A 13089-nucleotide genomic window follows, 5' to 3' on the forward strand; every position below is an offset into this window, starting at 1 on the left:
TTAATAAAATATAATAGTTCATAATATAAATGGTTCAAAAGTTCAGTTTAAGTTTTGGAGTTGGTTTTTCTATGAAAATTACACGAATGCACGGTGCAGGCGGAACGGTAATGCAAAAGTTAATTAAGGAAACAATACTGGGTAATTTAGAAAATACCTCAGTCAATGGTGGTATAGGTCTTGAATCACTTGATGATGCGTCAACAATTCCATTAGGTGATAAAGAGATAGTTTTTACGGTTGACGGACATACTGTAAAACCCATATTTTTCCCAGGCGGAGATATTGGCAGGATTTCAGTTTGTGGAACGGTAAATGACCTTTCAGTAATGGGTGCAACGCCTATTGCCCTTTCTCTTTCAATAATCCTACCAGAAGGCTTTGATATTGAAAACCTTGATAAAATAATGAAATCAATAAATGAAGCCTGTAAGGAAGCAGAAGTTTCTGTAATTACGGGAGATACAAAAGTTTCAAACGTGGATGACATAATTATTTCTTCTGCAGGAATAGGGATTGTAGGACTTGGAAATGCAGTAAGGGATTCGGGAATGAAAGAAGGAGACGTTATAATCGTTTCTGGAAATATTGGAGAACATGGATTGACAATCTTACTTACAAGAGAAGGATTTGAATTTGAATCAGAATTAAAATCAGACGTAGCCCCAATAAATGGCCTTGTAAAATCAGTTTTAGATGCTGGCTTTAAAATTAATGCAATGAAAGACCCAACAAGAGGAGGACTTGCTGATTCATTAAATGAAATGGCAGAAAAAAGTGGTTTAGGAATACTAATTCACGAAGATAAGCTTCCAATAAGTAATGAAGTGCAATTTATCGGTGAAGCACTTGGGATTGATCCGTTAACTGTTGCAAATGAAGGTAAAGTTGTAATGGCAGTTAGGGCTGAAGATTCAGAAAAAATTTTGGAAATTTTAAAGATACACCCTCTTGGAAAAAATGCTAAGATTATTGGAACAGTCACATCTGAACACAAAGGCGTTTTAATGGAAACATTAGTTGGAAAAAGAATAGTAGATACTCCTTTGGGCGATCCAATTCCTAGAGTATGTTAATTTAGAATTTAAATATTAAATAATTTTTAGTTATTTATTATTATTATTATTATTATTATTATTATTATTATTATTATTATTATTATTATTATTATTATTATTTTAAAATAATATACTATTTTTTAAGGTCTTTTAGGACTATATTGATAAATTATTGTTATTTGTACAATTAATTATTTAAAAATGGTTTAATCCAAATTATTGCCACATTTAATAGTTTTTTTTGACAATAATCTATAATAAGGGCTTTTTATAAATTTAGAATTATGTAAGGCATGTAAATTTTGGATAAATTTTTCATGTTTATTCGGGGGTGGTTTTAATGAAAATTTTTGGGATAATCCTGCTACTTTTAGCTTTAACTTTAATTCCCGGAATTTATGCTAGTGAAAGTACAATATACGTAAATAATACTCACTACTGGTATTTTGAAGCAGAATCTTTTGAATCAAATAATTCTCTTCAGTCGGCAATAGATATTGCAGAAGAAGGTTCAGTAATTTTGGTTACCAAAAACTCAAAATTTTTTGAAGGATTAAAAATTGCAAAAAATAATATTACTATCGATTTAAATGGTTCTACAATTGAAGGAGAATATTCTGGGAAAGGAATAGCTATTTTAGGGGACGGTGTCAAACTAAAAAACGCTAAAATTCAAAAATTTGAATACGGAATCTTTCTTGAAAATACAAAAAACTGTAAAATTTTAAACAATGATGTATCTGAAAATATTTATGACGGAATTTACCTTTCAAATTCAAACTATAACGAAATTGCAAAAAATAATGCATATAAAAATGGCGTTATAGGTATAATTACGGCAGGAATATTTTTAGACGGGTCAGATTGGAATAATGTATCTGAAAATAGTGCAAACAATAACATTTACAATGGAATAGAGTTGATAAACTCGGAAAGCAATACTATTTCAAGGAATACTATATTTGAAAATGAAGATAATGGAATATTTGTCTGGAATTCAAAAAATAATTCCATATCTGAAAATAAAATTTTTAAAAATGAAGATAATGGAGTACTTATCAGGGAATCTAGTTACAATACCTTTTTAAATAATACTTTAACTGAAAATAGGGATTCAGGCTTTTATATATGGAAATCTTTTGAAAATAACCTTATTAGAAACGAAATTTCAGAAAATTCCATAAATGGGATACGACTTTGGAATTCAGAAAGTAACGAAGTATCTGAAAATAAAGTTTTGAGTAATGGAAAGTCAGGAGTTTCACTTGAAGTAATGTCATTTGAAAATATGTTATATAACAACATTTTTAATAACTCGATAAATGCCAATTTTAAAGATTCAGGTAAAAATTATTGGAATACGTCCATGGATAATGGAACAAATATTTTAAAAGGAGAATTTATCGGTGGAAATTTATGGTGCAGTCCAAAAGGAGATGGTTTTAGTCAAAAAGCAGAAAATCAGGACTCAAATGGGGACATGTTTAGTGAAAACCATTACAGAATTAACTCAGAAAACACTGACTTTTTACCAATTGCGCCAGATAATACCCCTCCAGAAGTGACGATACTAAGCCCTAGGGAAAATTCGATATTTAATGAAAATGAAACAATACTAATTAATGTTTCAGCAATAGATAATTCGGGCGTAAAATTAGTAATGGTTGAAATTAACGGAGATTATAAAGAGATAATGAAGATAAATGGGAGTAATTTTGTACACGAACTTTCAGGCTTAGGCTATGGAAGACATACATTGAAAGTATTTGCAACAGATAATGCTGGAAACATAAATTCTGGAGCATTAAGGACATTTTCAATTATCCCTCCTGATAATACCCCTCCAGAAGTTAAAATAATATCTCCAACAGCTAGGGGTTACGCTGAAGATACCGAAATATCGATTAAAGTTCGAGTAACAGATACTTCAGGAATAAAATCAGTATATGCGAAAGTAGGTAACTATAACGTAGAACTCATAGAAAGTTCTGGATACTACATAAATGTTATAACGGGTCTTGGAAGGGGTGTTCATTCGCTATGGGTATTTGCAACAGATAATGCTGGAAACATAAACTATAACGAAAAAGTTACATTTGAGGTAAATGATGGGGATACTACCCCTCCAAAGGTAGAAATAATAGAGCCAGATAATAAAAATATATTTAGGGAAACAAGCGTGACAATTAAGGTAAACGCAACAGATGAATCTGGAATAAAGTCCGTAAAGGCAGTTCTTGATGGAAAAATAAATTTTAACATGAATTATGATGGATCAGAGTATTATATAGTTACAATAAATGACCTTGCTTATGGGACACATTCTATAAGAATATATGCTGAAGACAATGAAAAAAATATAAACTCAAAAGAAACTTTAACATTTAAAATTGAAAATAAGGAAGAACTTAAAAATCCTATAAACAATACAGTAGATCCTATAAACAATACAGTAGATCCTATAAACAATACAGTAGATCCTATAAACAATACAGTAGATCCTATAAACAATACAGTAGATCCTATAAACAATACAGTAGATCCTATAAACAATACAGTAGATCCTATAAACAATACAGTAGATCCTATAAACAATACAGTAGATCCTATAAACAATACAGTAGATCCTATAAACAATACCGTAATTGAAGACAATAATAAAACAAACAGTACTTCTTTAGAAAATAACACAGAAGAAAATAACACAGAAGAAAATAACACAGAAGAAAATAACACAGAAGAAAATAACACAGAAGAAAATAACACAGAAGAAAATAACTTGGAAAAATCCGATACTGATTTAAAAAACGACAAAATTGAAGAAAATAAGGTTTAAATTTCATTAAATAGTATTAACCTTTTTTAATTTTAGTAATTACTAAATAAATCGGGGGACAAAATAAAGAGTTCCAACTGTACTACCAAGATTTGCAAGTGCTGCAACAAGTAAGACCCTCATTGCCTGATTTGACATCAGTTCTTTGAAACTTTCAGTATTTATCATCTTTGAAATATCCTCAAAGGCTACGTCTCTAAATTTCAACTCTACGAGCCCTGCAACGTAACCTGCACCTATAATTGGAATTAAAGAAGTTATTGGGGCTGCTAAAAACGCTGCAATAATTGTTTGCAATTTCCCCCTTGCTAAAACAACGCCTAATGAAGAAAGAACTCCATTTATTAAAATCCATTCGAAAGTAAGGCTCTTTAATGCTTCTAAATTATTCGATACACTGTAAAACCCATAAAGAATAATCATCAGTATTACAATAGAAACTAATTTTCCCATTATGTTACTGTTTTTTTTTACTTCCAGGAGTTCTTTAATGTCAATTTCATGGCCTGATTCAAGTTCTTTTAAATATTTTTTAATTCCGGCTAAGTGGCCTGCCCCAACAACTGCAAGAATTCTTTCTTTCCCCTTACTTGCTTCAAAAATATTTTTAGCCATGTATTTATCTCTTTCATCAACCAAAGTTAGGTATATCGATGGTGAAATGTCTTTTAAGATTAATATCATGTCTTCTGCATTTTCTACCATTTCATTAATTGCCTTTTCATCAAGTTCAACATTTTTTTCAGTTAATAATCCTAGTAAAAACCGAAATTTTTCTTTAAATGACATTTTACTAACAGTTCTTGAAAGGGTAATTCCAATCGGCCTGTCTATCAATGAGATGGGTTTTTGATACTGTATTGCAAGTTCGGTGGCTTTTTTCATTTCGCTTCCAGGCTTTATTCCAAACTGTTCCCCGATATTTTTTTGAAAATTTGCTAAAATTGAATGGATTAAAAATATTCCTACCTTACCTTGCTTAATTACTGCCTTTAAATCAACGTTTTCCTTTTTATTTTGAAGCATTGAGATGAATCTATCTTTATCTAGTTCAATAGCAACAAGCTCAGGATCCATTTCTATAATTGCGTTTTCAACGTAAGCAATACTGTCATCAGATACGTGGGCAGTTCCAACAAGTCTGATTTCGCATTCTGTAACGCCATTGTTAACACTTATATACATTTTACCACCATATAACTACTAGCTATATCAATTATGGATTATATATATTTGTTGATAATTAGTGGTGATTGCAATGATTTTTGTAAAAAATGTAATGAAAACCCCAATAACACTAAATAAGGATGACAGTATTGAAAAAGTAATCAAACTATTTCGGGAAAAATCAATAAGCGGAGCCCCAATTGTTGAAGGAGAACGTATAGTTGGAATAATATCTGAAAGCGATATAATTAAATCTATAACTTCACACGATGAAAGAGTTAGTTTAGTCTTACCATCGCCATTTGATTTAATTGAATTACCTTTAAAAACAGCCCTAAAGGTTGAACAATTTATGGAAGACATTGATAATGCTCTTAAAATAGAAGTATGGGAAGCAATGACCGAAAAGGTAATTACAATTTCTCCAGAAACAACAATAAATAAAGCAGCTGAAACAATGGTTAAAAATAAAATTAAGAGACTTCCTGTCGTTGAAAATGGAAAATTGGTTGGAATTATTACAAGGGGCGACTTGATAGAGGCAATGGTTTAAAGGTGAATTTTAATGAAACTGACTTCTCCTTCAAGAATTCACATGGGGTTAATTGACTTAAATGGAAATTTAGGTAGGGTAGATGGCGGATTAGGGGTAGCAATTGATTATCCTAATTTTAAAATCGAAGGATTGGAAAGTGACGAAATAGAAATCGATTTTAAAGTAAAAATTGAAGAAAAAGATAAAATAGACATTGAAAGAAGGATTTTAGATTCTGCAAGAAAAGTTTTATCTAAAATTGGGGAGAATGGAATTAAATTGACGGTAAATGGCGTAATTCCTGCACATTCGGGCCTTGGGAGTGGAACACAGATTTCCCTTTCGACTGGAAAAATCACGTCCTTAGTATACGGTCACGAAATAAATGCGGAAAATTTAGCAAAAATTACTGGACGAGGAGGTACCTCTGGAATTGGCGTAGCTTCTTTTGAAAAGGGAGGTTACATTATTGATTCGGGGCACTCCTTTGGAATTGGAAAAGACAAATTTGACTTTCAACCGTCATCTGTTTCTGAAAATGTAAGGCCTGCACCTGTAATTTTTAGACACGACTTTAATTGGGATATTGTTTTAACAATGCCAAAAGGTGAACAGATATATGGTGAAAGAGAAGTAGACATGTTTAAAAAGTATTGCCCCATTTTAGAATCTGAAACTGAAAAAATTTGCAGGATAATTTTAATGAAGATGATTCCATCCGTAATTGAAAATGACTTAGACTCATTTGGTTTTTGTATAAACGAATTACAAAAATTAGGATTTAAAAAGGCAGAAGTTAAATTACAAAGCCCTGCAATAAAAAACATGCTTGAAAAACTTCAGAAGATTTCTTACAGCGGCATTTCAAGTTTTGGCCCAACAATATATTCTTTGGGCGACAAAAAAACTATAATTGAAGCTTCAAATGAGTATTTCGATATTCATGGAATTGACGGCGAAATAATTTCAACAAGGGCAAATAATACAGGATTTGAATTAACAAGGTAAATAGTGAAAATATGGGCATTAAAGACATTGATATCAAAGAAAACTTTGGAAAAATAGTTCAAAATATGGATTTAAAATTTAGAAAAATTGATGACAAAGAACTTTTAATTGCAATTGCCATCGATAAATATAAAAATGTACTCATGACGGCATTCATGGATAAAGAATCGCTTAAGATGACGCTAAAAACTGGTTTAATGCATTATTTTTCAACCAGCCGGAATAAAATATGGATGAAAGGAGAGGAAAGTAAGAACGTTCAAAAGGTACTTGAAGTATTTAAAGACTGTGATGGTGATGCCCTCCTTTTTATCGTGGAACAAACTGGATGGGCATGTCATGAAGGATATATGTCATGTTTTCATAATAAAGTAGATTTAAATACCGGCAACTCAACAGTTATTGGAGATAAACTAGATTAATATTTATTTTTATATTATTTTAACAAAATTTACATTTTATTTTTTTGGTGATTGATATGCCGATTTTGGAAGCTATAAAAAAAGATGATAACGCCGTTGAAGGTATTGAACGGTTTGAAGACTGTAAAATTACAGTAGACACGTGTGTAATAATTGATGGACGGATTACTGAATTTATAGAAAAAGGTTTAATTGAAAATTGCAAGATAATTGTTCCAGAAGCAGTTATATCTGAGCTTGAAGCACAGGCAAATAAGGGCCGGGAAATTGGATACTTCGGAATTGAAGAATTGAAGAATCTAATAGATATTTCAAAAGAAAAAGGAATTGAAATAGAATATTATGGTGAAAGGCCTTCTATTGATGAAGTTTCACTTGCAAGGGGCGGAGAAATTGATGCAATAATTAGGAAAGTTGCAAGGGAAACAAAATCTATACTTTTTACAAGCGATAAAATTCAGTACAATTTGGCAGTAGCACAGGGAATACTAGCTAAATTTTTAAAAGTAGTCGAAAAAAGAGTAGATTTATTTATTAAAAAGTATTTTGATGAAATTACAAGTTCGGTTCATTTAAAAGAAGACTGTATCCCGTATGTAAAACGTGGAAAACCGGGAAATGTAAGGTTAATTCCATATATCCCAGAAACACTTACAAAAAATGATTTGAAAGTTCTTATTGATAATATTTTAAAATATACCGAACAAAATAATGGACTTATCGAGATAGAACGGTTTGGAGCAACTGTAATCCAGCTTGGAAACCTAAGAATATCTATTACAAGGCCTCCATTTTCAGAAGCTCTAGAAATTACGGCAGTTAGGCCAATTACAAAGGTATCTTTAGAAGATTACAACCTTTCAGAGGACTTAAAAGAACGACTTGATAATGCAGAAGGTGTTTTCGTCTCAGGAGCTCCCGGAAGTGGTAAATCAACTTTTGTTGCAGCTCTTGCAGAACGCTTTAAAAATATGGGAAAAATTGTAAAAACAATGGAGAGCCCAAGAGATTTACAAGTTGGAAATGAAATAACTCAATATGCCCCACTCGAAGGTAGCATGGAAAAAACATGCGATATTTTGCTTTTAGTGCGCCCCGACTATACAATATATGATGAAGTAAGAAAGACAAAAGATTTTGAAATATTTGCAGATATGAGAATGGCAGGAGTTGGAATGGTTGGGGTAGTTCATGCTTCAAAACCAATAGATTCTATTCAAAGGTTAATTGGAAGAGTAGAACTTGGAATAATTCCTCAGATTGTTGATACGGTAGTATTTATAGAAAAGGGTAAAATTGGAAAAGTTTATGATGTGGAGTTTAACGTTAAAGTTCCGCATGGGATGAAAGAAGCAGACCTTGCAAGGCCAGTAATTGAGGTTGTTGACTTTTTAACAAGGTCGCCAGAATACGAAATATATACTTATGGAGAACAGGTTGTAGTAATGCCTATAAGAGAAACTGCAACTAAAAAAGGGCCTGTTTTAAAATACGCTGAAGAAAAAATTTCCGAAATTTTGAAAAAACACCTTCCAAAAAAATCAAAGCCAGAAATAAAAGTTATAAACAACGATACAGTAGAAGTAAAAGTTTTGGAAAAGTTTATTCCTTCAATAATTGGAAAAGGTGGAAAAGAAATTTCAAAAATCGAGGAATTAACGGGCCTTAGAATAAGTGTTCGGGAAAAAACGGAATTTGAAGAAATTGATAAAATAGGGGGGAGTTACGAGTTTATAAATGACTATGAAACTACTAAATTAACGGAAACTGGAAAACATATTGTAGTTGAAGTTGGGGAAGACTTTATCGGTGCAAATATTAAAGTTTATGTTGAGGGGCAATACGTATGCACTGCAACCGTTAGTTCTAGTGGAAACGTAAATATCAGCAAAAAAACGGTAATTGGTAAAGAACTTGAAAATGCAATGAGAAAAGGAAAAGATATCTATGTGGAAATTTAAAAACTTCAAATTTTTATTTAGTTTTTTAGGCATTATCTAAAACATTTTTGAAACTTCAGAGTCGTCTGAAATTACTTTTTCTTTCTGTTTTTCCCTAAATTCTGCTAATTTTTTTGAAAGGTTCTCATCAGACGTTGAAAGCATTTGAACAGCTAAAATCGCCGCATTTTCTCCCCTATCGATTCCAACACATGCAACAGGAATTCCTGGAGGCATTTGAACAGAACTTAAAAGTGCATCAAGTCCATCCATCTTACTTTCAACAGGCACTGCAATAACTGGCTTTGTAGTCATTGAGGCAACTACTCCGGGTAAATGTGCTGCAAGACCTGCAATTGCGATAAATACTTTTGACTTTGAATTTTTTACAATATTTTCAACCAGTTCTGGAGTCCTATGTGCTGGAGCTACTCTAACCTCAAAAGGGATTTCAAAATCTTTTAAAATTGAACATGCTTTTTTTGCAACTTCTACGTCACTTTTACTGCCCATTAGTATTGTTATCATTTGATATCACCACGCATATATTCAGCGGTTGAAATTCTAGGGTTAAAGTATTGCCGGTTATATTTACTTAACCATCTAGAAATAGCTTTTTTGTTACAAATTTGTATACATGCCATGCAATCTTGGCACCCGTGTTTCCATATGATATGTCCATCTTTTATATCAATATTTCGAACAGGGCATACTAATTTACATGTTCCACAAAGGTTACAATTTTTTGATACCTTAAAACTTTTATCGAATTTCGAAAGATTACGCTTCCAAAATGGATAAATTACTTTATATCCTATTTTTTTAAATAACTGCATTCCAAAATTATTATTTTCGCTAGCATCTATTGACTTTGCAACTTTTTCTATCATTATATCGGCATTATCCAGTATTTTTTCAATATTATGCTTTTTTGGAGAATTTAATAAAACAACGTAATTATCAGGCATTTTTATTCCAAAGTTTGCAGATAAAATTTTACCTTTTTTATTTAATAATTCAGACAATTGAAAATAAGCTCCCCCATATTCGCCACCATAATTTGCAATACAAAAAATATAGGGATTATTTTCAATATGAATATTTTCAATAAATCTTTCAACAATTTCAGGAATTCCAAGACAATATACTGGAAATATAATCCCTATTTTTTCACAATTACAAACGTAATCGTTATTTTGAACTGCATTTTTAATAGATTTTACTTCAAAATCTTTGAGGCGTTCTGCTAATTTTTTTGAGAGATAAAGCGAATTTCCAGTTCCAGAAAAGTAATAGATCGTATTTTTCAATGATTCCACCTTAGTGCATTTTTTATTATTTAAATTTTCACTTAATCTTCAATATTTTGTTCTATTTTGTTAGTAAAATAATTATATCAATTAAAATATACTGTTTTTAGATTATTAATTAATTGGAATGTTTAAAAAAGGGGATGTTATGAGATGCGAGGATGAAATTCAACAAACTTTTGTAGCATTAAAACCTGATGCAGTCGAAAGAAAGTTAATTGGAAGAATTATACAGCGATTTGAGGATAGGGGATTTAATATTATTGAAATTAAAATGTTGAAACTTTCAAAAGAACTTGCGGAAGAATATTACTCCGAACATAAGGGAAAAGAATTTTACGAGCGCTTAATAACTTTTATGACTTCTGGAAAAATTGTTGCAATGGTAATCGAGGGTGAAAGGGCAATAAATACGGTTAGAAAAATGATTGGAAATACCTGCCCTTATGACGCTTTTCCGGGAACTATTAGGGGAGATTTTGGATTATACCTTCCTAAAAACATTATACACGCATCGGATTCAATAGATGGTGCAAAAAAAGAAATTGAGTTATTTTTTGATAGCAAATAATTTAGAATTGATAATTTAAATAAAAAAATGGACGTGGATAAATATTTAAAAGTGAAAACCGTTCTCACAACAAAATAAATTTATACCATAATACAATTTAAATTTATCAAAAGCTATTTACAAATATTGGATTAATTTAAAAACAGTACTAAATTGAAAAATCAGACTACGATAAATATGCGATAAAAATTTTTATTTTTAGTAAACTATATAATCTGTAGATTACTAATTTTTGATTCGGATTTTTTATAATTTTGTTATCTTTGGATGAAACACATTTTTAGTTTTAGAAATTAAAATTGATTGGTGATATTATGGCATTGAGATGTCCAATTGTGAGTGTTTTAGGTCACGTAGACCACGGTAAAACTTCACTTCTTGATAAAATACGGAGTACAAGAGTTACACAGAGAGAAGCTGGTGGAATAACCCAGCATATCGGTGCAAGCGAAATTCCAATAAACACGATAAAAAAAGTTTCAAAGGATCTTTTAGGGCTATTTAATGCTAATCTATCTATTCCTGGACTATTAGTTATAGATACACCGGGACACGAAGCATTTACTTCTTTAAGGAAAAGGGGCGGAGCATTAGCAGATATAGCAATTTTAGTAGTGGATATAAACGAAGGATTTAAACCCCAGACAATTGAAGCAATAAATATATTAAAACAATGTAAAACTCCGTTTGTAGTTGCAGCTAATAAATTAGACAGAATTCCTGGTTGGAGTTCAAGTAATGGGCCATTTATTCTAAATTTTAATGAAAAAGTTCAACACCCAAATGCAATGACTGAATTTGAGATAAGGCTTTATGAAAATGTTATCAAGCATTTAAATGAATTAGGTTTTGATGCCGACTTATTTTCAAGAGTTAAAGATACCACAAGAACAATTAACGTGGTTCCCGTATCCGCAATTACGGGTGAAGGAGTTCCTGACCTTTTAATTATTATTGCGGGACTTGCACAGAAATTTTTAGAACAAAAACTTGCTTTAAATGTAGAAGGTTATGCAAAAGGAACTGTTTTAGAAGTAAAAGAAGAAAAAGGACTTGGTAGAACGATTGATGCGATAATATACGACGGAATTGCAAGAACCGGGGATTACATTGTTATTGGTAACCCTGATGGCATTGTAACGTCCAAGGTAAAGGCACTTTTAAAACCAAAAGAATTAGATGAAATGAGGGATCCTAAAGATAAATTTAAGCCTTCAAGGGAAATTTCAGCTGCAACAGGGGTTAAAATCTCTGCCCCCGAATTAGAAATGGTTGTATCGGGAAGTCCATTAAGAATCGTTCCAAAGGAGCATATAAATAAAGCAATGGATGAAATAACGGAAGAAATTGAAGAGTTTACGATAAAGACTGACGAAGAAGGAATAATTATAAAAGCAGATACAATGGGCTCATTAGAAGCTATTGCAAATGAATTACGAAAAGCAAAAGCAAATATTAAAAAAGCAGAAGTTGGAGACGTTTCTAAAAAAGATATTATTGAAGCATCATCTTATTCATCTTCAGATCCATTAAATGGCTTAATAATTTCATTTAATACTAAAACATTGCCCGATGCAAAATTAGAGCTCGAAAAAACAGACGTAAAATTACTTGAAGGTAAAATTATATATAAATTAGTTGAAGACTATGGAGCATGGTTAAAAGAAATGGAAGAGCTTTTAAAGTCTGATGAACTAAATAAGCTTACAAAGCCTGCAATGATTAAAATTCTTCCAAATTGCATTTTCCGGCAGAAAGGCCCCGCAGTATGTGGTGTTGAAATTTTATATGGTACATTAAAAATTGGGAGCCATATAATGTCTGATGACGGTAAAAAACTTGGTTATGTTAAAGAAATTCGGAATAATCAGCAGGAAAATATAAAGGAAGCTAAAGTAGGGATGCAAGTTCCAGTTTCGATTGATGGAAACATGATTCTTGGAAGAAATGCAAAAGAGAATGATATATTATATGTCGAAGTTTCAGAACCTGAAGTTAGAAAACTTTACCACATATATAAGGACGAATTAAGGGGCGATGAAAAAGAAGCTCTTTTAAGATACATGGAATTAAAACAAAAGCTCGAAAAAAGTATATTTTGGGGAATGTAGTATTTTTAAATTTAATTATACAAATGACGTAGCATTACAAATATATACTCTGTACGTTAAATGTAGTCATAATAAAACTTTTGGAACACCATATAACTTAATTAATTTCGAAATTTTTTCGGAGGCATAAA

General features: G+C 31.3%; 11 protein-coding genes. 8 read left to right on the top strand and 3 right to left on the bottom strand.

Annotated elements, in window-relative coordinates:
* The first annotated feature begins 71 nt into the window (after positions 1 to 71).
* Both hypE and MEVAN_RS06645 read left to right on the top strand, forming a co-directional pair.
* On the top strand, positions 72 to 1076 hold the full coding sequence (hypE, locus tag MEVAN_RS06640; protein ID WP_012066098.1) for a hydrogenase expression/formation protein HypE: 1005 nt from the start codon (positions 72 to 74) through the stop codon (positions 1074 to 1076).
* A 322-nt stretch (positions 1077 to 1398) separates the two neighbouring features.
* The gene (locus tag MEVAN_RS06645; protein WP_012066099.1) at positions 1399 to 3894 is read left to right on the top strand and encodes a NosD domain-containing protein; all 2496 of its coding nucleotides are present in this window, start codon (positions 1399 to 1401) and stop codon (positions 3892 to 3894) included.
* Positions 3895 to 3936: 42 nt separating this feature from the next.
* Here the strand turns inward: MEVAN_RS06645 and MEVAN_RS06650 are convergent, their stop codons facing one another.
* Positions 3937 to 5079 carry a TraB/GumN family protein gene (locus tag MEVAN_RS06650; RefSeq protein WP_012066100.1) on the bottom strand — a complete coding sequence of 381 codons (1143 nt, stop codon included), beginning with the start codon at positions 5077 to 5079 and terminating at the stop codon, positions 3937 to 3939.
* Between the two features lie 73 nt (positions 5080 to 5152).
* On the opposite strand from MEVAN_RS06650, the gene MEVAN_RS06655 reads away from it, so the two are divergent.
* Genes MEVAN_RS06655 through MEVAN_RS06670 form a run of 4 tightly spaced genes read left to right on the top strand, consistent with a single transcriptional unit; the run spans position 5153 to position 8987 of the window.
* On the top strand, positions 5153 to 5614 hold the full coding sequence (locus MEVAN_RS06655; protein ID WP_012066101.1) for a CBS domain-containing protein: 462 nt from the start codon (positions 5153 to 5155) through the stop codon (positions 5612 to 5614).
* 12 nt (positions 5615 to 5626) lie between these two features.
* Complete coding sequence (locus MEVAN_RS06660; protein WP_012066102.1) at positions 5627 to 6604, top strand: beta-ribofuranosylaminobenzene 5'-phosphate synthase; 978 nt, start codon at positions 5627 to 5629, stop codon at positions 6602 to 6604.
* 11 nt (positions 6605 to 6615) lie between these two features.
* On the top strand, positions 6616 to 7026 hold the full coding sequence (hisI, locus tag MEVAN_RS06665) for a phosphoribosyl-AMP cyclohydrolase (RefSeq protein WP_012066103.1): 411 nt from the start codon (positions 6616 to 6618) through the stop codon (positions 7024 to 7026).
* 56 nt (positions 7027 to 7082) lie between these two features.
* On the top strand, positions 7083 to 8987 hold the full coding sequence (locus tag MEVAN_RS06670) for a PINc/VapC family ATPase (protein WP_012066104.1): 1905 nt from the start codon (positions 7083 to 7085) through the stop codon (positions 8985 to 8987).
* A 36-nt stretch (positions 8988 to 9023) separates the two neighbouring features.
* On the opposite strand, the gene purE is transcribed toward MEVAN_RS06670, so the two are convergent.
* Positions 9024 to 9494 (bottom strand): 5-(carboxyamino)imidazole ribonucleotide mutase, encoded by a 471-nt coding sequence (gene purE, locus MEVAN_RS06675; protein WP_012066105.1) that lies wholly within the window; start codon positions 9492 to 9494, stop codon positions 9024 to 9026.
* Complete coding sequence (locus MEVAN_RS06680) at positions 9491 to 10276, bottom strand: EFR1 family ferrodoxin (RefSeq protein ID WP_012066106.1); 786 nt, start codon at positions 10274 to 10276, stop codon at positions 9491 to 9493. The genes purE and MEVAN_RS06680 overlap by 4 nt, the downstream gene beginning before the upstream one ends.
* 148 nt (positions 10277 to 10424) lie before the next feature.
* On the opposite strand from MEVAN_RS06680, the gene MEVAN_RS06685 reads away from it, so the two are divergent.
* The gene (locus MEVAN_RS06685; protein ID WP_012066107.1) at positions 10425 to 10847 is read left to right on the top strand and encodes a nucleoside-diphosphate kinase; all 423 of its coding nucleotides are present in this window, start codon (positions 10425 to 10427) and stop codon (positions 10845 to 10847) included.
* A 314-nt stretch (positions 10848 to 11161) separates the two neighbouring features.
* The gene (gene infB, locus MEVAN_RS06690; protein ID WP_012066108.1) at positions 11162 to 12958 is read left to right on the top strand and encodes a translation initiation factor IF-2; all 1797 of its coding nucleotides are present in this window, start codon (positions 11162 to 11164) and stop codon (positions 12956 to 12958) included.
* Positions 12959 to 13089: the final 131 nt, after the last annotated feature.

Source organism: Methanococcus vannielii SB, from assembly GCF_000017165.1.
Lineage (GTDB): Archaea > AGJL01 > Methanococci > Methanococcales > Methanococcaceae > Methanococcus > Methanococcus vannielii.